This is a genomic window from Nonomuraea sp. NPDC049684 (assembly GCF_044465345.1).
GTDB lineage: Bacteria > Actinomycetota > Actinomycetes > Streptosporangiales > Streptosporangiaceae > Nonomuraea.
This window is the reverse complement of the sequence record NZ_JBITLO010000009.1, coordinates 44,787-69,926: the sequence shown is the minus strand read 5'-3', so window position 1 is coordinate 69,926 and position 25,140 is coordinate 44,787. Positions and strand designations below refer to the sequence as shown.

Below are 25,140 nucleotides of genomic sequence, written 5' to 3'. Positions count from 1 at the left end.
CCGTGTGTACGAGGGTGATGTGCTGGCGGGCAATTGGCGGCGGCCGGGCAAGGGCAAGATCCCGAAGGTGCCCGCCGAACTCGACCTGGTCGTGGAGGACGCCGACAGCGGCTTCTGCGGCGCCGTGGTGGCCTGCGACAAGGAGGCCGTCACCCTTGAGGACCGGTTCGGCAAACGCCGCCTGTTCCCGCTGGCGCCGGCCGCGTTCCTGCTGGAGGGCAGGCCCGTGACGCTGGTGCGCCCGGCGGCCGCGGCCCCGGCGGGGCCCAGGCGCAGCGCGTCCGGGTCCATCGCCGTGGAGGGGCTGCGGGCCCGGGTCGCCAAGGAGAGCCGGATCTACGTCGAGGGCGTGCACGACGCCGCGCTCGTGGAGAAGATCTGGGGCCACGACCTGCGGGTCGAGGGGGTCGTGGTGGAGTACCTGGAGGGCGTGGACGACCTGCCCGCCATCGTGGCCGAGTTCGCCCCCGAGCCGGGTCGCAGGCTGGGCGTGCTGGTCGACCATCTGGTGCCGGGGTCGAAGGAGAGCCGGATCGCGGCCCGCATCACCTCGCCGCACGTGCTCGTCGTGGGTCATCCGTACATCGACATCTGGCAGGCGGTCAAACCGTCCGTGCTGCGCATCCCGGGCTGGCCCGACGTGCCGCGCGGGGTGCCGTGGAAGGAGGGCGTGCTCGCCGCACTGGGCTGGCGCATGGAGCCCGCGGACGCCTGGCGGCGCATTCTGGGCGCCGTCTCGTCCTACACCGACCTGGAGCCGGAGCTGCTCGGCCGGGTCGAGGAACTGATCGACTTCGTTACGGAGGCATCATGAGCCAGGCCCCGCCGTCCCCCGACGACCCCACCCCCGCCGACTCGGCCCCTGACGTCCCGCCGTACGACCCGCCGTACGACGTGCCTCGCGACCAGGGTTCGGGCCCCCAGCTCGGCTACGGCCAGCAGCCGGGCTCCCGGCCCGACTACGGGCGGCAGCCGCCGAGCGGGCCCGGCCAGCAGTCCGGCCACATGCCTCCGCCGCCCCGCTACGTGCCCCCGCCGCCGGGCTACGGCCAGGCCCCCGGCTACGGCGCCCAGCCGGGTCACGGCTACCCCGCCGGGCCGTACGTGCCCGGCCGGTTCGGCCCCCGCCGCGGCAGCGACGACACCACGATGGCCATGCTCGCCCACCTGCTGGGCCTGCTCGTCTCGTGGGTCGGCCCGCTGGTCATCTACCTGATGAAGAAGGACGAGTCCCCCTATGTCAGGGACCAGGCGGCCGAGGCGCTGAACTTCCAGATCACGATGTTCATCGGCTACGCGGTGGCGATCGTGCTGTCGCTGGTGCTGGTCGGCCTGCTGCTGTTCCCGATCATCTGGATCGTGTCGCTGATCTTCCACGTGCAGGCGGCCATCGCCACCAACCGGGGCGAGAACTACCGCTACCCGTTCGCCATCCGCCTGGTCACATGAGCTCGGTGATCAGGGCGTCGGCCAGCAGCCGCCCCTTGAGGGTGAGCACCATCCGGCCCGCCCTGAACGGCTCGGGCTCCAGCAGCCCGCGCGCCAGCGCGCTCGCCACCGCCGTGCGCGCGCCGGGGGCGACCTCGGCCAGCGGGTAGCCGGAGACCAGCCGCAGCTCCAGCATCAGCCGCTCGGCGGCCCGGTCGTCGCCGGTGAGCACCTCGCGCGCGTGCGCGGGCGAGGCGCCCGCCGCCAGGCGCTGGGCGTAGGCGGCCGGGTGCTTGACGTTCCACCAGCGGGTGCCGCCGACGTGGCTGTGGGCGCCGGGGCCGGCGGCCCACCAGTCGCCGCCGGTCCAGTAGAGCAGGTTGTGCCGGCAGCGGGCCTGCTCGGAGGCGGCCCAGTTGGACACCTCGTACCAGGAGAAACCGGCCTCGGTCAGCAGCTCCTCGGCGATCAGGTAGCGGTCGGCGGCGACGTCGTCGTCGGGCATGGGCAGCTCGCCGCGCCGGATGCGGGCCGCGAGCCTGGTGCCCTCCTCCACGATCAGCGAGTACGCCGACACGTGGTCGGGCCCGGCCTCGATCGCGGCGGCCAGCGAGGCCCGCCAGTCGTCGTCGGACTCCCCCGGCGTGCTGTAGATGAGGTCGAGGTTGACGTGCTCGAACCCGGCCGCCCGCGCCTCCTGGACGGCCCGCGCCGGGCGGCCCGGCGTGTGCCTGCGGTCGAGCACCTGGAGCACGTGCTCACGTGCGCTCTGCATGCCGAAGCTGACCCGGTTGAAGCCGCCCTGACGGAGTTTGTCGAGGTAGGAGGGGTCGACGGACTCGGGGTTGGCCTCGGTGGTGACCTCCGCCCCCGGCCGCAGCCCGAACTCGGCGTCGATGGCGGCCAGGACGCGCGCCAGGTCCTCGGGAGGCAGCAGCGTGGGCGTGCCGCCGCCGAAGAACACCGTCTCCACGGGCAGGTCGGCGTCGCCGAGGACGCGCCGGGCCAGGCGCACCTCGGCCACGACCGTGTCGGCGTAGTCGCGGTGGGAGGCGCCGGGCCCTAGCTCGGCGGCGGTGTAGGTGTTGAAATCGCAGTAGCCGCAGCGGGTGACGCAGAACGGCACGTGCACGTAGAAGCCGAACGGGCGCTCGCCGAGCCCGCGCAGCGCGCTGTCGGGCAGCTCGCCGGAGGCGGGCGCCGGATCGCCGTCGGGCAGGGTGGATGGCACGTCATCCAGTGTGCCTGCTCACGGGGGTGCTCCGAGCCATCGAAGGAGGCCGCACATGACGGGCGTCGGGATCGTGGGCGCGGGCATCTCCGGGCTGACGCTGGCCCTGCGGCTGCAGCAGCTCGGCGTCGCGACCACGCTCTACAGCGAGGGCGACGCGGCGGACCTGGGCCGCGGGCGGCTGCCGAACACGGTCGGCAGGATGGGCCGCGCGCAGGCCCGGGAGCGGGAGCTGGGCAGCCTGCACTTCCTCGACCCCGGCTGCCTGCTGGTCAGCGGCAGCCTCTCGATCAAGGGCGATCCGCCGCTGGAGTTCACCGGCCGCGTGAGCGAGCCGTTCCACGGGGTCGACTTCCGGGTGCTGCTGCCGGCGCTCATGGACGACTACACCGGCAGGGGCGGCCGCCTGGTCGTCGATCCCCTCCCGCCGGACGCGGGCCAGGTCGCCCGCTGGTCGCGCGGCCACGAGCTGATGGTGGTGGCCACCGGGCGGCGCTCGGTGCGCGAGCTGTTCCCGCGCATTCCGGCCTGGTCGCCGTACGGGGCGCCGCAGCGGATCCTGGCCGCCGGGCTGTTCCACGGGTTCGATCCGGGGCCCGCCTTCGGCTTCAACATCTCGCCCGGCTGCGGCGAGATCCTGTGCATGGCGATGATGACGCGGTCGGGCGTGCACGGCGGCGTCCTGGTCGAGGCGATCCCCGGCGGGCCGCTCGACGTGCTGGCCCGGGTGCCCGCCGACGAGTTCTGCGAGACGCTGCTCGCCCTGCTGCCCGAGCACGCGCCGCGCCTGGCCGAGCTGATCGATCCGGCGGCGTTCGAGCTGCTCGGACCGGAGGACCTGCTGCAGGGCGCGATCACGCCGGTCGTGCGCGAGGCGGTGGCCGAGCTGCCCGGCGGCGTCGTGGCGCTGGCGATCGGCGACGCCTGGGTCGCCAACGACCCGATCACCGGGCAGGGCGCGAACCTGGGCTCGGCCTGCGCCTGGATCGCGGCCGAGGCCATCGCGGCGGGCGGCCCGTACGACGCGGCGTTCGCGCGGGGGACGGCCCGGCGCATGTGGGTGGCGGCCGAGCCGGTCGTCGCGTGGACGAACGCCTTCCTGCGGCCGCCGGCGGAGCACGTCCTCACCCTGCTCGAAGCCGCCGCGACCAGGCAGGAGGTGGCCGATCTGGTGCTGTCGCTGTTCGGCGACCCGGCGCGCGCGTGGCGGCTGTTCTCCAGCGCCGAGGAGGTGGCGCGCGTCGTTGACGGCACGGGGTGACGGTTCTACGATCGCGTCAACTTATAGGAAAGTTTCTTATAAGTTCACCCCCCAGGAGCGCCCGTGAAGAAGATCCTCCTCGCACTCTCGCTCTTACTCGGGCTCACGGCGGTGTCCGTGCCCGCCGAGGCCCATCCCGGATTCAAGCGGGTCGCCTACTTCATCCAGTGGGGCGTGTACGGGCGCAACTACCACGTCAAGGACGTGGACACCAGCGGCGCCGCCGCCAAGCTCACCCACCTCAACTACGCCTTCGGCTTCGTCAGCGCCGAGGGCGCCTGCTACTCGGCCGACCCCTGGGCCGACTGGCAGCGCCCGGTGCCGGCCGAGCAGAGCGTGGACGGCGTCGCCGACCAGCCGGGCCAGGCCCTCAACGGCAACCTCAACCAGCTGCGCAAGCTCAAGGCCAGGCACCCCGGCCTCAAGGTGCTGATCTCGCTCGGCGGATGGACCGGGTCCAAGTACTTCTCCGACGCCGTGCTCACCGCCGAGTCACGGTCCGCGCTGGCCCGCTCGTGCGTCGACCTGTGGCTGCGCGGCAACCTGCCGGGCCTGGAGCCGGGCGCGGGCGCCGGCGTGTTCGACGGCGTCGACCTGGACTGGGAGTGGCCGGGCTCGGCGGGCAACGACGGGAACGTGATCAGGCCGGAGGACCGGCGCAACTTCACCCTCTTCGTCGAGGAACTGCGCGCCCAGCTCCGGGCCTTCTCGGCGAGCTCCCAGCTCACCGCCTTCCTCCCGGCCGCCGCCGCGAAGATCGACGCCGGTTTCGAGGTGCGCCGGGTGTTCCGGTCGCTCGACTTCGCCACCGTCCAGGGGTACGACCTGCACGGCACCTGGGAGTCGCGGACCGGGCACAACGGGAACCTGTTCACCGACCGGCGCGACCCCAACCCCGTCAGGTACAGCGTGGACCAGACCGTCCGCGACTACCTGTCGCGCGGCGCGCCCGGCCGCAAGATCGTCGTGGGCGTGCCCGCGTACGGGCAGGGCTGGACCGGCGTGACCGGCGGCGGCGACGGCCTCTGGCAGCCCGCGACCGGACCGGCGGCCGGCAAGTGGGGGCCGGGCAGCGAGGACTACAAGGACCTGGCCGCCAAGCCCGGCAAGCGCTACCGGGACGTGCGCACCGGCGCCATGTGGCTGTACGACGGCAACGAGTTCTGGTCCTACGACGACCCGGCGTCGCTGCTGGAGAAGGCGGCCTACATCCGGCTCAAGGGCCTGGGCGGCTCGATGATGTGGTCGATCGACCAGGACGACGCCCGCGCCTCCCTCACCTCGGCCCTGTACGCCGTGCTGCGCTGACCGGCGCCCGGCCGGGTGGAGGCGGTCTCCAGCCGCCCGGCCGGATGGAGGCGGTCTCTAGCTGACCATCCGGCCGGCCCGCGCGGCCAGCTCGTCCCATTCCGGGGCGTGGCCGGGGACCGCGAGCACCCGGGCCAGCGCGTCGGCGTCGCCGTGGCGGGCGCGGAAGGCGTCCGCCACCGTCATCCCGGCCGCCGGGCGCGAGACGATCTCCACCTCGTCGCCCGCGCCCAGCTCGCCCGGCTCGACCACGGCCAGGTAGGCGCCCGGCCGCGCGGCCCCGGTGAAGCGCTTGAGCCAGCCCGGCTCGTCCATCCAGTTGCGGAACACCACGCAGGGGATGCGCGGGCCGGTGACCTCCAGCAGGGCGCTGCCGACGCGCCACCGCTCGCCCACGAGGGCGTCGTTGACGGCGAGGCCGGCGGTGGTCAGGTTCTCCCCGAAACGGCCGTCGCGCAGGTCGCGGCCGAGCTCGCCCTGCCACCAGTCGTAGTCTTCGCGGGCGTAGGCGTAGACGGCCTGGGTGGGGGCGCCGTGGTTGGGCGTGTCGGCCCGCTCGTCGCCGGCCAGGCCGTTGCGCAGCACCTCCACCCGGTGGCGCACGGCCCGCTTGTCGATCGCCGTACGGCCGAGCTTGCCGGCCCATTCCGCGTCGAAGGACAGCCCGACGTTGACGGAGAGGATGCGCATGCCGCGACGGTAGCGGACGGACGGCCACCCGGCGCACCGATTTTTCCGCCTTTCTCAGCCTTTCAGCGGAGAAGAACAGACATGTGCCCATTCGGCCTGTTCGCCGAGCCGTCACCCGCGCCCGTCGCCGGGCTCCGGCGCCACCCGGGCGAGCTGGGAGTCGGTGTCGAACTCGGCCAGTTGTAACAGGGTCTCCAGGGCCGCCTGCCGGGTCTCCTCGACCGAGCCGCCGCGTTCGCCGAAACACTCGGCCGCGACGTCGAGCAGCGCCGCCACCACCGCCGCGTCGGGATAGGGCACGTCGACCACCACCCTGCCGTCGCCGCCCACCTCGGCGGGTCGCAGGTGAAGCCGCAGCAGCCGCCGGGTCTCCTCCGCCACGGCCACCCCCAGCACAGCGGCACGCTCGAATCGCTCAGAAGCAATCACGTCACCCTCCAGTAGCACTGGTGTTCGGGAACAGCAAAGGTAGCGACCGGCACCGACAGAATCGGCTCTCCCGCCCCGGGGAAGGCGGCGGGACGGCCCCGCGGACCGGTCACGCGGGCGGCCGCCGGGGTGGCTACGCTCGAACGGTGAGCGGTTTGATCATCGAAGTCACGGACCTGTCCGTCGAGCTCGGGGGCAATCCGGTGCTCCGGGGCCTCGACCTGGCCGTCGAGCCGGGTGAGGTCGTGGCGGTCGTCGGGCCCAACGGATCGGGCAAGTCCACGTTGCTGCGCTGCCTGGCCGGCCTCCAGCCCGCCACGTCCGGCGCGGTCCATCTGTTCGGCGCCGAGCCCGCCGACGACGCGTCCTTCTGGCGCCGGGTGGCGCTGCTCGGCGACGAGCCCGCCTGGTACCCCGGGCTGACCGCGCGCGAGCACCTGGAGCTCATGGGCGCCGTGTACGCCGAGGCGCGCATGACGGTGGACTCGGCGCTGGAGGAGTTCGCGCTGACCGAGCGGGCCGACGCGCCGCCGCTCAACCTGTCCACCGGCCAGCGCCAGCGCCTCTGCCTGGCCGCCACGCTGCTGCGGCCGAGCACGCTGCTGCTGCTCGACGAGCCCGAACGCGGCCTCGACGCGGCGTTCCGCGTCCGGCTCGGGGAACTGCTGGAGGAGTACGCCGACGAGGGCGGCACCGTGGTGATGGCCACCCACGACCAGACCCTGGCCGACGCCGCCCGCCGGGTCTCCCCCGCCGGGGTGCCCGCATGAGCGGCCACGCCGTCGTCCGGAAGAGCGGCCTGACGGGGAAGGCGGGCGGGCGGTGAGCGCGGGGGAGGTGAGCGTGCGGTCGGTGCGGGCGTTCGTCCGGGCGCGCGGGCGGGCCCGGGCCGGGCTGGTCGATCGTTACGTCAGCCTGTTCGGCCTGTGCATGCTGCTCGCCGTCGTCGGGCAGCCGCTGTCCTCGGTGGTCTCCGGCCTGGGCGGGACGGTCGAGCCGGGGCGGATGGGCGCGGGGGTCGCCCTGGTGCTGCTGGGGTTCGCGGGCTGCCTGGCGCTGGCGCGGGCGGCCGGGCCGGTGATGCTGCCCGCGGCGGAGGCGTCCTGGTTGCTGACCTCGCCGCTGGACCGGCGGCGGCTGCTCGGGCGTTCCGGGCGGCTGCTCATGGTCGTCGCGCTGGTGGCCGGGCTGCTGCTCGGGCTCGGGCTGCTGGCGGCGCTCGGCGCGCCGGGCGCGCTGGTGTGGCGGCTGCTGGCCGCGCTGGCGGTGGCGACGGCGGCGAGCGTGGCGGGCATGGCGCTGGCGATGCTCGCCCAGTCCTCCCCGACCTGGAACCTGTGGCTGACCGGCGTGCTGGTCGCGCTCCTGTTGCTGGCCGTGGTCGCCGTGAGCGGCCAGGCCCGTACGGCGCTCGCGGCCGCCGCGAACGCGCCCCTGCCGGCGCTGGCGGCCACGGCGTCGGCCATGGCCGCGCTCGCCGCCGTCCTGGCCCGCCGGGCGTGGGGGTCGCTGGCCGCCATCCCCACCCGTCTGCTGCTGACCGCCTCCACCCGGGCCGGGCACGTCACCAGCGCCGCCGTCACCCTCGATCCCGGCGCGCTGACCTGGATCGCCGAGGACAACCACTGGCGGGCCAGGAAGCTCGCCTCGCGGGCGTGGCCGGGGCTGCCCGCGCCGCTCGCGCTGGCCTGGCAGGACTGGGTGCGGCTCGGCCGCCGGCCCTGGCGGCTGGCGGCCACGGCGGCGAGCGCGGCGTTGCCCGCCGTGTTCGCCCAGGCGGGCGCCGCTCCGGCGGCTCTCGGGCTGGTCGTGCTCGGCGGCGCGCTGGCGGTGGCGGCGTCCGGTACGTCCGGCGCGCGCCGGGACGCCGACAACCCCGCCCTGGCCCGGCTGATCGGCGTGGGCCGGCGTCCGGCGCTGGCGGCGCGGGCGCTGCTGCCCGGCCTGCTGGGCGGCGCGTGGGCGACCCTGGCCCTGGCCGGCGTCGCGGCGGTGGGCGGCCTTCCGTCCGGCACGTGGGTGTTCGGGCTGCTCACCGCGCCCGCGCTCGCGGCCGGCGCGCTGCGGATGGCCAGGAGAGGGCCGGTCGACCATTCGATGCCGGTCATCGACACCCCCGCCGGCACGATCCCGACCGGCCCGGTGCTGTGGGCGGCGACGGGCGCCGACCTGGCGCTGCTCGGCTGCCTGCCCGCGGTGGTCGCGCTGGCCACCGGGCCGGCCGCGGCGGGCGGGTTCCTGGCGGCCCAGGCGGTGGCGGGCCTGGTGGCGCTGGCGGGCGTCCTGGTGAGCTCCCGTCGGGGCCCCCGCCCGTGAGCGGTCAGGCGACGTAGAGGTCGCTCGGCACGCCGCCGTACGGGATCGTGCGCTCCCTGTGCAGGCCGGCCTTCTCCGCCACCCGGCGGGAGGGCTCGTTGCCGTCCCCGATCAGGGCGACCACGGTGCCGAGGTCGCGCCCGACGCGCAGGGCCGCCCTGGCGAGCTCGACCGCGTACCCGTGGCCCCAGGCGGCGGGGCGGAATCGGTAGTACAGGTGGAGCACGTCCGCGCCGTCCAGGGCCGCGTGCCGCAGGCCGCCGACGCCCAGCACCTGCGATCCCTCCGTCAGCCGGGCGGCCCAGTAGCCGATCCCCCGGTCCGCCCAGTCGGCCAGCCACAGGTCGAGCATGACCCGGCTGGCCTCCAGGTCGACGGTGGGCCCGGCGGCGCTGTAGACGTTCGTCCGCGGGTCGGAGTGGATCTCGTGCACGGCTTCGAGGTCCTCCAGGCGGATCCGGGATAGGACCATTCGTTCCGTATGCACCACTTCCACCCTTTCAGGGTATCCGCTGCCATCGCTAAGCTATCGCTGGCAATCGGATAGCGATGGAGGAGCGCCGATGGACATCGCCCGCGTGCAGGCCTCGCTGCGCCTGATGGCGCGCGGCCTGGAGGAGCTGGCCGCCGCGCTCGGCGAGGAGGAGCCGGACGAGGCCGAGCGCACGGCCCGCGTCATCGCGGAATGGGGACGCCGCGGCCTCACCCAGAAGGAGGCGTCGGCGCTGTTCCAGCGGCACGGCTTCGCCCCCCAGACCACGGGCGGCTGGGCCCGCGGCGAATGGGTGGAGCTCGGCGACGACGGCCTGCGCTACCTCACCGCCAAATCGCACGCCTGGCTGGCTGAACGATCATGACCTTCTCGGTGCCCATCGCCGTACGCGGCTACGAGCTCGACACCCGGGGCCACCTCGACAACGTGGTCTACCACCAGTACGGCGACCACGCCCGCTGGGAGTGCCTGCGCGCGGCCGGCGTCGGGGTCAGGCAGGAGTTCAGGGGCGCGGACGGCGAGCCGGCCGCCGAGCTGACCGGCGTCGGCGGCCTGATGGACCTGCGGGCCCGCCGCCTGCTCCCCGACCCGGGCCGGCACTGGCGGGCGCTCGCGCGAACGCCCGCCGTACCGGGCCCGTAGTCGGCTACTTCTTGGTCTTGTCGGCGGCGGCGCCGGAGTCGGTGGACAGCGCGGCGACGAAGGCCTCCTGGGGCACCTCGACGCGGCCGACCATCTTCATCCGCTTCTTGCCCTCCTTCTGCTTCTCCAGCAGCTTGCGCTTACGGGAGATGTCACCGCCGTAGCACTTGGCCAGGACGTCCTTGCGGATGGCCCGGATGTTCTCGCGGGCGATGACCCGGGCGCCGATGGCGGCCTGGATCGGCACCTCGAACTGCTGCCGCGGGATCAGCTCGCGCAGCTTCTTGGCCATGTCGACGCCGTAGGAGTACGCCTTGTCCTTGTGGACGATCGCGCTGAAGGCGTCGACGGCCTCGCCCTGCAGCAGGATGTCGACCTTGACCAGCTCGGCCTCCTGCTCGCCGGCCGGCTCGTAGTCGAGCGAGGCGTAGCCGCGGGTGCGCGACTTGAGCTGGTCGAAGAAGTCGAAGATGATCTCGCCGAGCGGCAGCGTGTAGCGGATCTCGACGCGGTCTTCCGACAGGTAGTCCATGCCGAGGAGCTGGCCGCGCCGCCCCTGGCAGATCTCCATGATCGCGCCGATGAACTCGGCCGGCGCCAGGATCGTGGACTTGGTGACCGGCTCGAAGACCTGCGCGATCTTGCCGCCCGTCGGGAACTCGGACGGGTTGGTGACCGTGAGCTCCTTGCCGTCCTCCATCACCACGCGGTAGACCACGTTGGGCGCGGTGGAGATCAGCGACAGGCCGAACTCGCGCTCCAGGCGCTCGCGCACGATCTCCATGTGCAGCAGGCCGAGGAAACCGACGCGGAAGCCGAAGCCGAGCGCGGCCGAGGTCTCCGGCTCGTAGATCAGCGCGGCGTCGTTGAGCTGGAGCTTGTCGAGCGCCTCGCGCAGCTCGGGGTACTCGTCGCCGTCGATCGGGTAGAGCCCGGAGAACACCATCGGCTTGGGGTGCTCGTAGCCGGCCAGCATCTCCTTGGCGGGCTTGACCGAGGAGGTGACGGTGTCACCCACGCGCGACTGGCGCACGTCCTTCACGCCGGTGATCAGGTAGCCCACCTCGCCGACGCCGAGGCCGCGCTCGGCGGGCTTGGGCTCGGGCGAGATGACGCCGATCTCCAGCGTCTCGTGGGTGGCGTTGGTGGACATCATGAGGATGCGCTCGCGCTTGCTCAGATGGCCGTCGATGACCCTGACGTACGTCACGACGCCGCGGTAGGTGTCATAGACGGAGTCGAAGATGAGCGCCCGCGCGGCGGCGTCGGCCTGGCCCACGGGCGCCGGGACGGTCGCCACCACGTGGTCGAGCAGCTCGCGCACGCCCACGCCGGTCTTGCCGGACACCTTGAGCACGTCGGAGGGGTCGCAGCCGATCAGGCCGGCCAGCTCCTCGGCGAACTTCTCCGGCTGGGCCGCCGGCAGGTCGATCTTGTTGAGCACCGGGATGATGTGCAGGTCGGCGTTCATGGCCAGGTAGAGGTTGGCCAGCGTCTGCGCCTCGATGCCCTGCGCGGCGTCGACCAGCAGGATCGCGCCCTCGCACGCCTGCAGCGAGCGGGACACCTCGTAGGTGAAGTCGACGTGCCCGGGGGTGTCGATCATGTTGAGGACGTGGCCGTCCCAGGGCAGGCGCACGGCCTGCGACTTGATCGTGATGCCGCGTTCGCGCTCGATGTCCATCCGGTCGAGGTACTGGGCGCGCATGGAGCGGTCGTCGACCACGCCGGTGATCTGCAGCATCCGGTCGGCAAGGGTCGATTTGCCATGGTCGATGTGCGCGATGATGCAGAAGTTGCGGATCAACGCGGGGTCGGTCTGGCCAGGCTGAGTGCGCACCGAAGTCCGTTTCGACAGGGTTGAGGTCAAGCGTCTTTCATGGTGACATGCCCAGATGATGATCCGGACCGTCGTCCGCCGCGGCCTGCGCCTGATCGCGCTGGCCTTGGCCGTCGTGGTGGCGCTGGCCGGCCTGCTCGCCGTCGCGCTCCGCCTCCAGTTTACCGGTGCCCCGGCGGCCTGGGCGAAGAGCACCGGCAACGACGCCCTCTGGCTCGGCCACGCCTGGGTCGACGGCCGCCGTACGGAGCGGGACGTGGAACGACTCGCCGCCCGCCTGCGCACCACCGGCATCAAGGACGTGTACGTCCATTCCGGCCCGTTCGAGCGGGACGGCCGCCTTGACCCCGCCAAGCACCCCAAGGCAGCAGATTTCGTGACATGGATGCATCGGCACCTGCCCGGCGTCCGCGTCTCCGCCTGGCTGGGCCAGTCCGTCGAGAACGGCCTCGACCTCGACGACGCCCGTTCCCGCGCGAACGTCCTGGCCGGCGTGGCCGCCGTCATGAAGGCGGGCTACGACGGCGTCCACTACAACTTCGAGCCGATCGGCGACGGCGACACCGAGTTCCTCGACCTGCTGGAACGCACGCGGGCCCATACGAGGCTGCTGTCCGCCTCGACCCCGCAGATCGAGCCCTATCCCCTCATGCGCCCGGCGGCCAGGCTCGCGCTCGGCCACGACAAGTACTGGTCGCAGGGCTACTTCCAGGAGGTCGTGAACCGGGTGGACCAGGTCGCGATCATGACCTACGACTCGGGCGCGCCCGCCCAGTCCCTCTACGGCGGCCACGTGGCCAGGCAGGCCGCGCTCGCCCTCGACCTCGTCCCGCGGGACAAGTCCCTGTTCGTCGGCGCCCCCGCCTACCACGACCACGGCCTGCCCTGGCTGGACGCCGCCGAGAGCGTGGCGACGGCCGCCGAGGGCGCCCGGCTGGCCCTGTCCGAGCACGGCCGCCGCGAGCGCTTCGGCCTGGCCCTGTACGTCGATTTCGCCGCCACCGAAGAGGACTGGAAGGAGTACATGACCCGCTGGCTGGCCTAAACTGGGAGCACCCGGGGCGTTGATTTGAGCAGCCACCTGGGTTATTGGTACCCTGTTCACTTGCGTGTGGCGCGCCCTCTCTCGAGCCCGCGCGCCCCATCCATCCTTAGACTTTCACCGAGGCTTCTTCGTGGCGAACATCAAGTCCCAGATCAAGCGCAACAAGCAGAACGAGAAGGCGCGTCTGCGCAACAAGGCGGTCAAGTCCTCTCTGAAGACGGCCGTCCGCAAGTTCCGCGAGGCCGCCGAGCAGGGCGACGTCGAGCAGGCCGCGGCGCTGCAGCGCGTCGCCGCCCGCCAGCTCGACAAGGCCGTCAGCAAGGGCGTCATCCACAAGAACCAGGCCGCCAACCGCAAGTCGGCGATCGCCAAGCAGGCTGCCGCTCTGGCCGCCAAGTAAGCTCCCGCCGTCCGGCGAAGTCCGGGCGCGCGCTGACGCCGCACTCCTTCATGGGGTGCGGCGTTCTTGGTTTTGTGCACTTTTTGTCACAGTTTTGATATCACATCGGCATCGCCGCCGGGTATCGGCTGAGCATCCCTTAACAAGATCACTTGCTTCCCGTCCGCCCTCTCCGTGAGGGTTCACTAAACGGACGAAGGGGGACACATGCGGGGGCCGTTGGTCGTCAAACGGGCGTTCAGCGAGCCGTTGCTCCTTCTGGCCGCGTTCGGCTCGATCCTGCTGGCCACCACCACGCTGGTGGCGCTGACCATGTACGCCTCCTCCATCGCCGACGCCGGCGTGCGCAGGACGATGGAGACCGCCTCCCTGCGCCAGACGTCCGCGACGATCAGCGCGCCGGTCACGGACAAGACGTTCCCCGTCTACGACCGGGCGGTCCGCGCCGAACTGACCAAGGCGTACACCAAGGCGCCGGCGCTCACCACGAGCTTCCGCTCCGACTCCTACGCCATGCCCGGCCAGGAGAAGCGCGAGCGGCCCGAACTGCTCAGGTTCGGCAGCTACGACGGCCTCGACCAGCACGCCAAGCTCGTCTCCGGCGCCTGGCCCAAGCCCGCCGACGGCCGGGTGGAGGCGGCGGTCTCGCTGTCGGCGGCCTCGGCGGCCGGGTTCAAGGTCGGCCAGGAGCTGACCACCGTGGGACGGCTGTCGCCGGAGCCCGTCCAGGTGCGCATCACCGGCGTGTTCCAGCTCGACGACCCCTTCGGCGAGCGCTGGACCGGGGAGCAACTGCTCAGCAGAGGCGTCGAACGCGGCGACTTCACCACGTACGGGCCGCTGATGGTCTCCCGCGAGACGTTCATCGGCCGCTTCGCCACCAATGTGAACGCCACCTGGACCGCCGAGCCCGACCTGCGCTCCCTGACGCCGGCCCAGCTGCGCCCGCTGGCCGCGGCGGTCGGCGAGGTGGGCGCGCACCTGAAGGCCGGCGAGTGCCCGAGCTGCGTGACCACCAGCCGCCTGCCCGAGATGCTCACCCAGCTCGACACCGCCTCGCTGGTGGCCCGCTCCACCATGCTGATCCCAGTGCTGCAGTTGCTGCTGCTGGCGGCGTACGCGCTGATGCTCACCGCGCGCCTGCTGGCCGACCACCGGCGCATGGAGGTGGCGCTGCTGCGCTCGCGCGGCGCGGGCACGCTGCGGCTGGCCGCGCTGGCCGGGGGCGAGGCGATGCTGGTCGCGGTGCCGTGCGCGATCGTCGCGCCGTTGCTCGGGCCGCCGCTGCTCGGGCTGGTGAGCCGGCTGCCCTGGATCAAGGCGTCGGGCGTGCGGCTCGACCCCTCGGCCGGCCTGGGCACGTTCCTGGTGTCGGTGGCCGTGGCCGTGGCCTCCGCGGTGCTGCTGGTGCTGCCCGCGCTGGCGGGCGCGCGGCGCACGTACGTGGAGGAGCAGTCGGCGCGCGGGCGCGGCGGCGGGCGCGGGCTGATCCAGCGCGCCGGCGCCGACGTCGCGCTGCTGGTCGTGGCCGGCCTCGCGATCTGGCAGCTCCAGCACTACGGCGCGCCGGTCACCACGACCGCGGGCGGCGGGCTCGGCATCGACCCGCTGATCATCTCCGGTCCCGCGCTGGCCCTGCTCACCGGCGGCATGCTCGGCCTGCGGCTGGTCCCGCGCATCTCCGCGGTGGCCGAGCGGATCACCTCCAGGCGTCCATCCCTCGCCCCGGCGCTCGGCGCCTGGCAGGTCAGCAGGCGCCCGCTCAAGTACGCCGGCCCCGCGCTGCTGCTCACCATGGCCATCGCCATCGGCATCGTGTCCATGGCCACCGCCGCCACCTGGCGCGCCTCCCAGCTCGACCAGGCCCGCCACCAGGCGGGGGCCGACCTGCGCCTGTCGGGCCCGCCGGACGCCCCCGAGCTCGGCCCGCTGGGCCGCGGCACGGCGTTCACCGCCCTGCCCGGCGTGACCGCCGCCTCGCCCGTCTTCCGCGGCCAGACCGAGGTCAGCAGCGAGAACGCCATCCTCATCGGGATCGACGCGGCCAAGCTCGGCACGCTGTTCCAGCTCCGCCCCGACCTGGCCGACCGGCCCGTCGCGGAGATCTCCCGGGCGCTGGCCGGGCCGCAGGCCGGCAAACTGGACCTGCCGGGACAGCCGGCCGCGCTCACCCTGCGCGCCACCGCGGACGCCGAACTGCCGGTGCGGCTGGTCCTGTCCGACGCCCTCGGAGTGTGGCGCGACGTGTCGCTGGGCGTGCTGAAGGCGGGCGAGAACACCCTCGACGTGGACCTCGCCGCGCTGGCGGGGCGGAGCGGGAAGATCACCTACCCGCTGTCGCTGCGCGGGCTGGTCGCGAGCGCGCCGCCCTCGGGCAGCGGCAGCCTGACGGTGACCGGGATCAGCGCCGACGGGCGGCCGGTGACCGCGCCCGCCGTGTCGGTGAAGGCGACCGGGCGGCAGCCCGCGACGGCCCTCTTCGGGTCGCCGCCCGTCCAGGGGCCGCTGCCCGTGGTGCTGACCGCAGGTCTGGCCGAGTCGCTCAAGCTGGGCGTCGGCCAGGTGGGACGGGCCAGCATCGACCGCAGGGTCATGGACGTCAAGGTCGTGGCCGTCGTGGAGACGATGCCGACGACGACCGCCGGGCAACACGCCGTACTGGCCGACTGGGGGACGATGCAGGCGCAGGATCTGGCGGCGGCGCAACTGCCGAGGCCCGCCACCGAGTGGTGGCTCGCCACCCCGGACGGCCGGGCGGCGGCGGCGCTCACCGGCCGCCCCGCATGGGACGTCACCGCGATCGACCAGCGCACCCTGGCCGCCAAGATGCAGGACGACCCGCTGGCCAGCGGCCTCCAGGGCGCGCTGATGCTGGGCTTCCTCGCGGCGCTGGTGTTCGCGGCGCTCGGCTTCCTGGTCAACGCGGCGGTCGCGGCCCGCGAGCGGATGAACGAGTTCGCGATCCTGCGGGCGCTCGGCGTGAGCTCCCGGCAGGTGTTCGGGATGCTGGCGATCGAGCAGACGTTCGTGATCGGGCTGTCGCTGGCGGCCGGGACCGGGCTCGCCGTGGTCGTGGGCATGCTCGTGGTGCCGCACATCGTGCTGACCGGGCAGGCGTCGGCGGTCACCCCCGGCGTGGTGCTCGACATCCCGTGGGGCGCCACGGGGGCCATGCTCGCCGGGGTGGCCGCCGTGCTGCTCGCCATCGTCGCCGGACTGGCGCGCAACCTGCGCAGGCAGGGTCTCGGCATTCGGGAGGAACAGTGAGGATCCCGCTGCTGGCCCGCACGCACCTGGGCGCGGTGGCCGTGCTCTTCGTGCTGACGCTGAGCGCCTGCCTGCTCGTCGCGGGGCTGCCCAGGGCGATGCAGTCGTCGTTCGACCAGGCGCTGCGCGACGCGCTGCGGACCGCCTCCGCCGAGCAGGCCGACCTGACCGTGACCGTCGGGTCGATGTCGAAGGAAGAGGACCTGCACGAGCGCGACCAGTTCGAGTCCAGGGACCGGCGCTGGCGCCAGCTCGTGCCCGCGGCGCTGCGGCCGCTGGTGGTGCCGGCCGGCACGGGCGACAGCCACATGAGCGCCAAGACCGTGGTCACCCCGATCCACGGCTCGGGCGGGACCATGTTCATGAACCTCGGCTGGCTGTCCGACGCCGACCGGCGGGTGGACTGGGTCCAGGGGCAGGCGCCAGGCAAGCCCTCGACCATGCGCTTCGAGGGCGAGACGATCCCGCTCATCGAGGTGGGCCTGGTCGAGTCCGCGCTGACCGCGATGGACCTGAAGATCGGCCAGGTCAAGGTGCTCGGTGAGAGCCACTACGTGGCGGTGAAGCTGGTCGGCGCCTTCAAGGCCAAGCAGGCCGGCGACCGTTACTGGAGCCACAACAGCGACATCCTGTCCGTCACCCGGATATTGCCGCCGGGCAAGCTGGAGTTCGAGAAGCACATCACGACGATCATGTCCGACGCCGGGCTGACCGCGCTCAGCGGCGACGGGCGCAACCTGTCCTACAACTGGGTGCTGCCCATCGCCCCGGACAAAGCGGACGCGCTGGCCACGACCGACCTCCAGGCGGCCGTCAGCGAGTTCGAGCGGGTGATCGGGTTGCAGGCGTCGGGCTCGTACAGCCCGTACCGGGTGGTGACCGCGCTGCCCAAGCTGCTGACGGACTTCCTGGCCGCCCAGTCCACCGCGCAGACCGTGATGTACCTGGTGCTCGGCGGCCTGCTGCTGGTCGCGGTCGGCGTGATCGTGCTGGCGGTGCAGTTGCTGTCCGGCCGGCTCGACCACACGCTGGCGCTGACGCGGGCGCGTGGCGGGTCGCTGGGGCAGGTGGCGGGCACCGGCGCGGCGCTGACCGCGCTCGCCGTCGTGCCCGCCGGGCTCGCCGGGTACGGGCTGTCCTGGTTCGTCCCCGGGCCCGTGCTGCCGATCGTGCACGTCGGACCGCTGCTGGTGATGGTGGCCGCCGTCGGGTTCACCGCCGCCGGGCTGGCCGTCACCCATCGGGTGCCGCTGCACGAGCAGCGCGCGGACGTCAGCACCGCCCGTCCGTCCGCCCGCCGGCTCACGCTGGAGGTGCTGGTCGTGGTGCTCGCGCTGGCCGGGGCGTACCTGCTGCGCACCCGCGGGCTGGCCGCCTCGGCCGGGTTCGACCCGTTCCTGCTGGTGGTGCCGATCGCGCTGACGCTCGCCGCGGCGGTGATCATCCTGCGCTGCTACCCGTACCCGCTGCGGCTGCTCGTCCGGCTGACCGCGCGGCGGCCCGGGGCCGTGCCGTTCCTGGGGTTGACCAGGGCGGCCAGGGCGCGCTCCGCGTCGGTGCTGCCGGTGCTGATCCTGCTGCCCGCGCTCGGCGTGTCGGTGTTCGCCGCGGTGATCTCCGACGGGCTGGTGAGCACGCAGCGGCTGGCGTCCTGGCAGCAGGTGGGCGCGCCGGTCAAGGTGACGTCCCGGGTGGAGATCCCGGCCGACGTGATCGAGCGGGTGCGCAAGGTCGCCGGCGTCGGGCAGGTCGTGCTCGCGCAGACCGGACGGGTCCAGATCGGGTACGGCGCCGAGCGCGCCGAGGCCATCGCCGTGAACCTGCCCGAGTGGCGGCGGCTGCTGGTGGACGCGCCGATCGAGGTGCCCACCGGGAGCGGCGGCGCCTTCGTCTCGCCCGACCTGAAGGGGCGGGGCACGTACGAGATCGGCTGGCAGTCGCGGCTCAAGGTGCGCGAGGGCGGTGTGATCACCTCCGTGCCCGGCTTCTACAACCAGGGCAAGTTCGTGATCCTGCCGATGGAGTCCCTCGTGCGGCCCGCCGTGAACACCCTGCTCATCAGCGGCAACCCCGCGCTCGACGAGCTGCACCGGCTGGTCCCGCTCAGCACCGTGGAATCCCAGGCCCAGGCGCTGGCCGCCATCCAGGACGACCCGCTGACCAGCACCGTGCGCACCACGCTGGTCGTGGTCACGGTGGCGCTGGCCGCGTACGCGCTGGTCGCCGTCATCCTCTCGCTGGTGATCGGCGCGGCCGACCGGGCCAGGGCGCTGTCGTTCCTGCGCACACTGGGCCTGTCGGACCGGCAGGCGCAGCGGCTCACCGTCCTGGAGATCATGCCGATGATCCTGCTGACCGCCCTGGCCGGCCTGCTGCTCGGCCTCGGGCTGCCCGCGGCGCTCGGGCCGGGCGTCGACCTGTCCTCCTACGCCGGCGACCTGCCCGTCGGCGACTACTCCCTAGACCTGATCACGCCGACCGCGCTGGCGGCCGGGCTGGCCGTCGTGGCCGTGCTCGGCGCGTACACGCACACCGCCATCAGCCGCCGTCGCAGCATCGGCGCCGTCCTTCGAGTGGGGGACCTCACATGAACCCGACCCTGTCAGAACTGGAAGCCAAGGCCACGCGGGAGAAGACCGCGTTCGGCGCCGACGCGCACATCGTCTGCGACAACCTGGTGCGCATCTACAAGACCGAGGGCGTCGAGGTCGTCGCCCTGCAGGGCCTCGACCTGGTGATCGACAAGGGCGAGCTGGTGGCCATCGTCGGCGCGTCCGGGTCGGGCAAGTCCACGCTGCTCAACGTGCTGTCGGGGCTCGACGTGCCGACCGCGGGGGTGGCCAGGGTCGCGGGAACCGACCTGCTGGCGATGACGGCCAAGGACCGGCTGCGCTACCGGCGTTCCGTGGTGGGCTTCATCTGGCAGCAGACCGCGCGCAACCTGCTGCCGTACCTGACCGCCAGGGAGAACGTCGAGCTGCCCATGAAGCTGGCCGGCGGCGGACGGGCGCGCCGCGCCCGCGCCGGCGAGCTGCTGGAGCTCCTCGGCGTCGGCTACTGCGCCGACCGCCGCACGCCCGAGATGTCGGGCGGCGAGCAGCAGCGGGTCGCCATCGCCGTCGCCCTGGCCAACGAGCCGCAGCTCATCCTGGCCGACGAGCCCACCGGCGAGCTGGACAGCGAGACGTCCGAGCAGGTCTTCGAATCCCTGCGCAAGGCGAACCGGGAGCTCGGCGTGACCGTGGTCATCGTGACCCACGACCCGCTGGTGTCGGAGCAGGTGGACCGCACCGTGGGCATCCGCGACGGACGTACCAGCAGCGAGACGCTGCGGCGCGAGGGCGCCGAGGGGCAGATCGTCGCCGAGGAGTACGCCGTGCTCGACCGGGTGGGCCGCCTGCAGCTCCCCCGCGACTTCATGAACGCCCTGGACATGGAACGCCGGGTGCGCCTCGAACTCGAATCCGACCACATCGGCGTCTGGCCCGCCCGAGAGGAGCCTTCCCATGAGCAATGAGCCCCTGGTCGTGGTGGAGGGGGTCCGCAAGGTCTACCGGAGCGGGCCCAAAGAGGTCGTCGCGCTGCGCGAGGTGTCCTTCGAGGTGTTCCCCGGCGAGCTGGTGGCGGTCCGCGGACGTTCGGGGTCGGGCAAGACCACGCTGCTCAACCAGATCGGCGGCCTGGACCGTCCGGACGCCGGACGGGTCGTCGTGGACGGGCACGAGGTCACGTCCATGTCCGAGGACGCCCTGCTGGCGCTGCGCCGGGACGTGGTGGGCTTCGTGTTCCAGTCGTTCGGGCTGATCCCCGTGCTGTCGGCGGCCGAGAACGTGGGGGTGCCGATGCGGCTGGCCCGCGTGCCGTCCGCCGAGCGGGAGGAGCGGGTCCGGCTGCTGCTGGCGCTGGTGGGGCTGGACAAGCACATGAACCAGCGGCCGTACGAGCTGTCGGGCGGGCAGCGGCAGCGGGTGGCGATCGCCCGCTCTCTGGGCAACCGGCCCAGGCTGCTGGTGGCCGACGAGCCGACGGGACAGCTCGACTCGCAGACCGGGCGGCAGATCATGGAGCTGTTGCGCGCGCTGGTGCGCAGCGAGGGGGTGACGGCGCTGGTCGCCACGCACGACCCCAGCCTGATCACGCTGGCCGACCGGGTGCTGGAGATCAGCGACGGCGTCGTCCGCGAGGCCGCCCTCACCTGACCCGCCCGCTCCTCCCCCGTCCTCACCTGACCCGCCCGCTCCTCCCCCGTCCTCACCTGACCCGCCCTCACCTGACCGGCCCGCTCCTCCCCTGCCCGCGCCGGGCCGTCGCCGGATCCGGGTCGGCGGCGGCCGGAGGGGGCGCGGGCCTGGGCGAGCGCGCCACGGCGGCGAGGTTGGCGACGGCGACCACCACCCCACCGGTGACCATCAGCACCCCCATCCCCGTCACGCCCGCCAGCGGCGCCGCGACGGCCAGCCCCACCGGCCGCGCCGCGAACGAGATGAGCTGGTCGAACGACCGCACCCGCCCCAACGCCCCCTCCGGGATCTCCTCGGCCACCACCGTCTCCCACAGCGGGCTGAGCACCCCGAGCCCCACCATGGCCACGAAGTACGCCACCGCGACCACCACGGCCGGCAGCCCGAACCCCACCGCCACCGGCAACGCCACCATCGGCAGCAGATAGAGCGCGGCCCCCGCCTGAACGGCGACCAGCGGCCTGCGCACCGGCAACCGCGGCGCGACCAGCACCCCAGCCAGCAGCCCGACCGTGCCGCTCTGCACGATGATCATCCAACCGGCCTCGCCTCCCAGCCGCTGCACGGCCGCCACCGGCCCGAGGGTGAGGAACAACCCGGCCATGAAGTGCCACACGCCGTGCGCCAGCACGCAGGCCAGGAACCACGGCCGCCGCCTGACCTCCCCGAACCCCTCGACCAGCTCCCGTCCGAACCCGATCCCCCATCGCCGCCGCCCGGCCTCCTCGCCGGAGACCGCCTTCCCCTCCCGCACGACCGCCTTCCGCTCCTGCACGACCCCCGTCCCGTCCGCGCGCCCGGGGCTCTCGTCCGCCGGGTCCTGGCCCGTGGCCGCCGTACGGACTCCGCCCAGGGTCAGCGCCGAGCACGCGAACAACGTCGCCGTGACCCCCGCGGCCCACCCTGGCCCGGCGGCCAGCGTGAGCATCCCCGCGAGCGCCGGACCCAGGACGGCCGACACGCTGGTCACCACCCCGATCCGGGCGTTCACCCGCAACCGGTCCGGCCCCGGCACCACCGCCACCACCAGCCGCGGCACGGCAGGACTGCCAAACGCGATCGCCGCCCCCGAGACCGCCGACAACACGGCGAGGTCCGGAACCCGGGACACCCCGGCCAGCAGCTCGACCGCCATGAGCCCCTGCGCCAGGCAGCGCGTGAGGTCGGCGAGCAGCACGACCCGTCCGGGCCGGACGCGGTCGGCCAGCACGCCGCCGACCGGCAGCAGCAACAGCAACGGCACCATCTCGCAGGCCAGCACCAACCCCAGCGCCTCCCCCGAGCCCGTGGCGCGCAGCACGGCCAGGGTCAGCGTGGTGGGGATCATGGCCGTGGCCAGCGCGGACATGCTGCGTCCTGCCAGCAGCCGGTTCCTGGGCCCGGCGAACAACGAAATCGACATGACCAGGAAGGTATTTCGTCAGCGAATGTTTCGTCAACAAATTACTTGGTGGCGTATGATCCTGTGCCGTGGAGGACTCCGTCGATCGTCATCTGGCCCGCTGGCGCGGCAAGGCCCCCTTCGACGAGCGGACGGAGGGCATCGTCACCCGCATGCAGTCGCTGGTGAAACACCTCGGCCACGCCAAGGCGGCCGCGCTGGCCCAGACCGGCGTCCAGGACTTCGAGTTCCAGACGCTCCACAGGCTCGCCGCCCACAACGGCACCGCCACCCCGACCGAACTGGCCGCCGAGCTGCTGCTCTCCCCCGCCGGCATGACCGGCCGTCTCGACACGCTGGAGAAGGCGGGTCTGGTACGCCGCGTCCGCAGCACCGAAGACCGCCGTCGCGTGGACGTCGAGCTCACGCCCAAGGGGCACGACCTCTGGATGGAGGCCATGGCCGTCCTGGCCGTGCTGGAGACGGCCATGGTGAACGCCCTCTCCCCCGACGACCAGGACACCCTGGACAAGCTGCTCAAACAGCTCCTGCTCTACGTGGAGACGAACCCCAATCAATTGCATTGAGACGGGCAGGCGTCCGGTGATACCCATGCTGGAATGACACTTCCGACCCCGGAGACCACATGGCCGTGACGGCGTTCCGCATAGAGGTTCCCGACGACGTGCTCGACGACCTGCGCTCCCGTCTCCGTAACGCCAGGTTCACCCGCTCGCTGGACCACCGTCCCTGGGAGGGCGGCACCGACCCCGCCTACCTGCGGGAACTGGTGACGTACTGGGCCGACGGGTTCGACTTCCGCGCCCAGGAGGCCCGCCTCAACGAGCTGGACCACCGCAAAGCCCCCGTCCAGGGACGAGACCTGCACTTCGTCCGGATCCCCGGCACCGGCCGCGCGCCGCTGCCCATCCTGCTCTGCCACGGCTGGCCCAGCAGCTTCCTGGAGATGCTTCCCCTGGCGGCACGCCTGGCCGACCCCGCCCGGCACGGCGGCGACCCCGGCGACTCCTTCGACGTCGTGATCCCGTCGATGCCCGGCTTCCTCTACTCCGACCTGCCGGACGAGCCCCTCACCCGGCCCGCGATGGCCCGCATGCTGCACCTGCTCATGACCGAGGTCCTGGGCCACGAGCGTTACGGGGCCTTCGGCGGCGACATCGGCGGCGCGGCCGTCGGCTGGCTCGGCGCCCTCCATCCGGAGCAGGTTACCGGGATCCACCTCATCCACCCGCCCGCTCCCGCATCCCTGGACGTCCCGCCACTGACCCCCGACGAGCAGGCCTTCCTGGACGCCGAGGCGGCCTACGACCAGCGCGACGGCGGCTACAGCGAGATCATGCTCACCCGTCCTGACACGATCGCCGCCGCCCTGCTGGACTCACCGGCCGGCCTGGCCGCGTGGATCGTGGACAAGCTGCGCGCCTGGAGCGACTGCCACGGCGACCTGGAATCCCGGTTCGACCGCGACACCCTGCTCACCATGCTGACCCTCTACTGGGCCACCGGCTCGATCGGCACCTCGTTCAAGTCGTACTACGACTGGCCGAGCAACCCGCCCCGGCCGCCGATCACCGTGCCGTCGGCCGTCACCCTCAGCCACGAACCGTCGATGGCCGGCCTCCCCCGCAGCTTCGCCGAACGCGCCCTGACCGACCTGCGCCACTGGAACACCCCGCCCCGAGGCGGCCACTTCATGGCCCTGGAGGAACCAGCCCGGCTCGCAACCGACATCACCACGTTCTTCCGCCCCCTACGCCTCCCCTGAGAACCACCACCGCCGCTCCGCGGGTGCACACTACCGGCCCACACACGACCGGCCACAACCACCGGCACGGCCCACTCCCCGCTACCGGCCCGCACCACCACCTGCACGGCACGCTTCTGGCTAGCAGCCCGTACGGCTGGCCACGACCACTTGCACGGCACGCTTCTCGCTACCGGCCCGTGCGGCTGGCGACGATCACCTGCACGGCATGCTCCAGGGCGTAGGCCGCGTCAGCTCCGCCGCCCTTGACCTGCTCGTCCGCAGTGGCCACCGCCTGGATCGCCCGGGACAGGCCCTCCGGCCCCCAGCCGTTCAGCTGGCGCTTGACCCGGTCGACCTTCCAGGGCGGCATCCCCACATGGGCGGCGAGCTGCCCCCCGCGCAGGTTGCGCGGGGCACTCCCCACCTTGGCCAGCGACCTCAGCCCACCGGCCAGCGCACTCACCAGCAGCACCGGGGCGACACCGGTGCCCAGAGCCCAGCGCAACTGCTCCAGTGCCTCGGCCAGACGCCCCTCGATCGCCGAGTCGGCCACGTTGAAGCCGGTGACCTCGGCCCGGCCCTTGTGATAGCGCGCCACAGCCGCCGCGCTGATCGTCTTGTCCTCGGTGTCGAACGCGAGCTGGCTGCACGCCGCCGCCAGCTCCCGCAGGTCGTTGCCCACCGCGTCGAGCAACGCCTGGGCCGCGTCCCCCGCGATGTTCCGCCCGGCCCGCTTGACCTCTCCCTTGACGAACTCCAGCCGCTCGCCGGCCTTGGTGACCTTGTTGATCGTCACCACCTTGGCCCCGGCCTTCTTCACCCCGTCGACCAGCGCCTTCCCCTTCACCCCACCTGGGTGCGCCAGCACGAGGACCGTGTCGTCGGACGGCTGCTTCGCGTACGTCACCACCTCGGTGATGACGTCCTTCGGCAGGTCCTGCGCCGAGCGGATGACGACCACCGAACGGTCGCCGAAGAGCGAGGGCGAGGTCAGCTGGGTCAGCTCGCCGGTGGCGACCTTTCCGCCGACGAGATCATGCACCTCGGCCCCCGGATCGCCGGCCCGCGCCGCCGCGACGACAGCACCCACCGCCCGCTCGGCAAGCAGCTCCTCGTCGCCGAGGACCAGGGTGACAAGTGCTGGATCGGTTCCCGCCATGTCAGGCAGCATGCCATGCGGCACCGACAACCTGGTACTCGACGCCGAGACCCACCGGACCGACTTGCAGTTCGTGTTACGAACGATTATGGTTCGGAGCACGAACTGAGTTTCGGTTGGAGTCACGATGACGAGTCGTACAGTTGTGATGATCATTGGAGGCCACAGCGGCTTGGCGGACCCTCGGGCGTCGGCCGCCGAGGTCGCGATGCGCGTGGGGCCGTTCGCGCGGCCTCAGGTG

General features: G+C 72.8%; 23 protein-coding genes. 16 read left to right on the top strand and 7 right to left on the bottom strand.

The window, feature by feature from the left end; translation table 11 throughout:
- The first annotated feature begins 4 nt into the window (after window positions 1-4).
- Window positions 5-814, top strand: a complete 810-nt coding sequence (locus ACIBST_RS26950) for a DUF3097 domain-containing protein (RefSeq protein ID WP_397175571.1) — start codon at window positions 5-7, stop codon at window positions 812-814.
- The gene (locus tag ACIBST_RS26945) at window positions 811-1,449 is read left to right on the top strand and encodes a DUF4870 domain-containing protein (protein WP_397175569.1); all 639 of its coding nucleotides are present in this window, start codon (window positions 811-813) and stop codon (window positions 1,447-1,449) included. Before ACIBST_RS26950 ends, ACIBST_RS26945 begins: the two co-directional genes overlap by 4 nt.
- Here ACIBST_RS26945 and hemW read toward each other — a convergent pair.
- Window positions 1,442-2,659, bottom strand: a complete 1,218-nt coding sequence (gene hemW, locus ACIBST_RS26940; RefSeq protein WP_397175567.1) for a radical SAM family heme chaperone HemW — start codon at window positions 2,657-2,659, stop codon at window positions 1,442-1,444. The two genes, ACIBST_RS26945 and hemW, sit on opposite strands and share 8 nt — an antisense overlap.
- Before the next feature lie 55 nt (window positions 2,660-2,714).
- Between hemW and ACIBST_RS26935 the strand changes: the two genes are divergently transcribed.
- Together ACIBST_RS26935 and ACIBST_RS26930 are read left to right on the top strand one after the other, a co-directional pair.
- On the top strand, window positions 2,715-3,920 hold the full coding sequence (locus tag ACIBST_RS26935) for a styrene monooxygenase/indole monooxygenase family protein (RefSeq protein ID WP_397175566.1): 1,206 nt from the start codon (window positions 2,715-2,717) through the stop codon (window positions 3,918-3,920).
- 63 nt (window positions 3,921-3,983) lie between these two features.
- Window positions 3,984-5,228: a glycoside hydrolase family 18 protein gene (locus ACIBST_RS26930; RefSeq protein WP_397175564.1), complete on the top strand. Its 1,245-nt coding sequence runs from the start codon at window positions 3,984-3,986 to the stop codon at window positions 5,226-5,228.
- 57 nt (window positions 5,229-5,285) lie between these two features.
- Here the strand turns inward: ACIBST_RS26930 and ACIBST_RS26925 are convergent, their stop codons facing one another.
- Both ACIBST_RS26925 and ACIBST_RS26920 read right to left on the bottom strand, forming a co-directional pair.
- Window positions 5,286-5,918 carry an MOSC domain-containing protein gene (locus ACIBST_RS26925; RefSeq protein ID WP_397175562.1) on the bottom strand — a complete coding sequence of 211 codons (633 nt, stop codon included), beginning with the start codon at window positions 5,916-5,918 and terminating at the stop codon, window positions 5,286-5,288.
- A gap of 111 nt (window positions 5,919-6,029) precedes the next feature.
- On the bottom strand, window positions 6,030-6,347 hold the full coding sequence (locus ACIBST_RS26920) for a hypothetical protein (RefSeq protein WP_397175560.1): 318 nt from the start codon (window positions 6,345-6,347) through the stop codon (window positions 6,030-6,032).
- Window positions 6,348-6,493: 146 nt separating this feature from the next.
- On the opposite strand from ACIBST_RS26920, the gene ccmA reads away from it, so the two are divergent.
- Both ccmA and ACIBST_RS26910 read left to right on the top strand, forming a co-directional pair.
- Window positions 6,494-7,117 (top strand): heme ABC exporter ATP-binding protein CcmA, encoded by a 624-nt coding sequence (gene ccmA / locus ACIBST_RS26915; RefSeq protein ID WP_397175558.1) that lies wholly within the window; start codon window positions 6,494-6,496, stop codon window positions 7,115-7,117.
- 52 nt (window positions 7,118-7,169) lie between these two features.
- On the top strand, window positions 7,170-8,663 hold the full coding sequence (locus tag ACIBST_RS26910) for a DUF6297 family protein (RefSeq protein ID WP_397175557.1): 1,494 nt from the start codon (window positions 7,170-7,172) through the stop codon (window positions 8,661-8,663).
- A 4-nt stretch (window positions 8,664-8,667) separates the two neighbouring features.
- Here ACIBST_RS26910 and ACIBST_RS26905 read toward each other — a convergent pair whose 3' ends face one another.
- Complete coding sequence (locus ACIBST_RS26905) at window positions 8,668-9,135, bottom strand: GNAT family N-acetyltransferase (protein ID WP_397175555.1); 468 nt, start codon at window positions 9,133-9,135, stop codon at window positions 8,668-8,670.
- A gap of 91 nt (window positions 9,136-9,226) precedes the next feature.
- Here ACIBST_RS26905 and ACIBST_RS26900 point away from each other — a divergent pair, with 91 nt between their 5' ends.
- Window positions 9,227-9,520, top strand: coding sequence for a hypothetical protein (locus ACIBST_RS26900; protein ID WP_397175553.1), 294 nt, complete (start codon window positions 9,227-9,229; stop codon window positions 9,518-9,520).
- Window positions 9,517-9,798: a hypothetical protein gene (locus ACIBST_RS26895; protein ID WP_397175551.1), complete on the top strand. Its 282-nt coding sequence runs from the start codon at window positions 9,517-9,519 to the stop codon at window positions 9,796-9,798. The genes ACIBST_RS26900 and ACIBST_RS26895 overlap by 4 nt, the downstream gene beginning before the upstream one ends.
- A gap of 4 nt (window positions 9,799-9,802) precedes the next feature.
- On the opposite strand, the gene lepA is transcribed toward ACIBST_RS26895, so the two are convergent.
- Entirely contained in the window at window positions 9,803-11,638 is a 1,836-nt protein-coding gene (lepA, locus tag ACIBST_RS26890; RefSeq protein WP_397175549.1) for a translation elongation factor 4, read from the bottom strand.
- Between the two features lie 55 nt (window positions 11,639-11,693).
- Here lepA and ACIBST_RS26885 point away from each other — a divergent pair, with 55 nt between their 5' ends.
- From ACIBST_RS26885 to ACIBST_RS26860, 6 genes are all read left to right on the top strand, one after another.
- Complete coding sequence (locus tag ACIBST_RS26885) at window positions 11,694-12,683, top strand: hypothetical protein (protein ID WP_397175547.1); 990 nt, start codon at window positions 11,694-11,696, stop codon at window positions 12,681-12,683.
- Window positions 12,684-12,813: 130 nt separating this feature from the next.
- Entirely contained in the window at window positions 12,814-13,083 is a 270-nt protein-coding gene (gene rpsT / locus ACIBST_RS26880; protein ID WP_106235424.1) for a 30S ribosomal protein S20, read from the top strand.
- A 207-nt stretch (window positions 13,084-13,290) separates the two neighbouring features.
- Window positions 13,291-16,350: an ABC transporter permease gene (locus tag ACIBST_RS26875; RefSeq protein WP_397175546.1), complete on the top strand. Its 3,060-nt coding sequence runs from the start codon at window positions 13,291-13,293 to the stop codon at window positions 16,348-16,350.
- Entirely contained in the window at window positions 16,347-18,941 is a 2,595-nt protein-coding gene (locus ACIBST_RS26870) for an FtsX-like permease family protein (RefSeq protein WP_397175544.1), read from the top strand. Before ACIBST_RS26875 ends, ACIBST_RS26870 begins: the two co-directional genes overlap by 4 nt.
- Window positions 18,938-19,867, top strand: a complete 930-nt coding sequence (locus ACIBST_RS26865; RefSeq protein WP_397175542.1) for an ABC transporter ATP-binding protein — start codon at window positions 18,938-18,940, stop codon at window positions 19,865-19,867. Before ACIBST_RS26870 ends, ACIBST_RS26865 begins: the two co-directional genes overlap by 4 nt.
- The gene (locus ACIBST_RS26860; RefSeq protein ID WP_397175540.1) at window positions 19,857-20,549 is read left to right on the top strand and encodes an ABC transporter ATP-binding protein; all 693 of its coding nucleotides are present in this window, start codon (window positions 19,857-19,859) and stop codon (window positions 20,547-20,549) included. Before ACIBST_RS26865 ends, ACIBST_RS26860 begins: the two co-directional genes overlap by 11 nt.
- Window positions 20,550-20,616: 67 nt before the next feature.
- On the opposite strand, the gene ACIBST_RS26855 is transcribed toward ACIBST_RS26860, so the two are convergent.
- Entirely contained in the window at window positions 20,617-21,993 is a 1,377-nt protein-coding gene (locus tag ACIBST_RS26855; RefSeq protein ID WP_397175538.1) for an MFS transporter, read from the bottom strand.
- Between the two features lie 68 nt (window positions 21,994-22,061).
- On the opposite strand from ACIBST_RS26855, the gene ACIBST_RS26850 reads away from it, so the two are divergent.
- Complete coding sequence (locus ACIBST_RS26850) at window positions 22,062-22,559, top strand: MarR family winged helix-turn-helix transcriptional regulator (RefSeq protein WP_397175536.1); 498 nt, start codon at window positions 22,062-22,064, stop codon at window positions 22,557-22,559.
- Between the two features lie 59 nt (window positions 22,560-22,618).
- Window positions 22,619-23,758, top strand: coding sequence for an epoxide hydrolase family protein (locus ACIBST_RS26845; RefSeq protein ID WP_397175535.1), 1,140 nt, complete (start codon window positions 22,619-22,621; stop codon window positions 23,756-23,758).
- A 169-nt stretch (window positions 23,759-23,927) separates the two neighbouring features.
- Here the strand turns inward: ACIBST_RS26845 and holA are convergent, their stop codons facing one another.
- On the bottom strand, window positions 23,928-24,899 hold the full coding sequence (gene holA / locus ACIBST_RS26840; RefSeq protein WP_397175533.1) for a DNA polymerase III subunit delta: 972 nt from the start codon (window positions 24,897-24,899) through the stop codon (window positions 23,928-23,930).
- Window positions 24,900-25,140 lie beyond the last annotated feature (241 nt).

What these genes read in the sequence shown, in the direction of transcription:
- ACIBST_RS26865 (WP_397175542.1), top strand. Translation starts at nt 18,938, where the DNA reads ATGAACCCGACCCTGTCAGAACTGGAAGCCAAGGCCACGCGGGAGAAG.
- ACIBST_RS26845 (WP_397175535.1), top strand. Translation starts at nt 22,619, where the DNA reads ATGGCCGTGACGGCGTTCCGCATAGAGGTTCCCGACGACGTGCTCGAC.
- ACIBST_RS26900 (WP_397175553.1), top strand. Translation starts at nt 9,227, where the DNA reads ATGGACATCGCCCGCGTGCAGGCCTCGCTGCGCCTGATGGCGCGCGGC.
- ACIBST_RS26860 (WP_397175540.1), top strand. Translation starts at nt 19,857, where the DNA reads ATGAGCAATGAGCCCCTGGTCGTGGTGGAGGGGGTCCGCAAGGTCTAC.
- ACIBST_RS26935 (WP_397175566.1), top strand. Translation starts at nt 2,715, where the DNA reads ATGACGGGCGTCGGGATCGTGGGCGCGGGCATCTCCGGGCTGACGCTG.
- holA (WP_397175533.1), bottom strand. Translation starts at nt 24,899, where the DNA reads ATGGCGGGAACCGATCCAGCACTTGTCACCCTGGTCCTCGGCGACGAG.
- ACIBST_RS26855 (WP_397175538.1), bottom strand. Translation starts at nt 21,993, where the DNA reads ATGTCGATTTCGTTGTTCGCCGGGCCCAGGAACCGGCTGCTGGCAGGA.
- ACIBST_RS26875 (WP_397175546.1), top strand. Translation starts at nt 13,291, where the DNA reads ATGCGGGGGCCGTTGGTCGTCAAACGGGCGTTCAGCGAGCCGTTGCTC.
- ACIBST_RS26895 (WP_397175551.1), top strand. Translation starts at nt 9,517, where the DNA reads ATGACCTTCTCGGTGCCCATCGCCGTACGCGGCTACGAGCTCGACACC.
- ACIBST_RS26905 (WP_397175555.1), bottom strand. Translation starts at nt 9,135, where the DNA reads ATGGTCCTATCCCGGATCCGCCTGGAGGACCTCGAAGCCGTGCACGAG.
- ACIBST_RS26925 (WP_397175562.1), bottom strand. Translation starts at nt 5,918, where the DNA reads ATGCGCATCCTCTCCGTCAACGTCGGGCTGTCCTTCGACGCGGAATGG.
- ACIBST_RS26885 (WP_397175547.1), top strand. Translation starts at nt 11,694, where the DNA reads ATGATGATCCGGACCGTCGTCCGCCGCGGCCTGCGCCTGATCGCGCTG.
- ACIBST_RS26945 (WP_397175569.1), top strand. Translation starts at nt 811, where the DNA reads ATGAGCCAGGCCCCGCCGTCCCCCGACGACCCCACCCCCGCCGACTCG.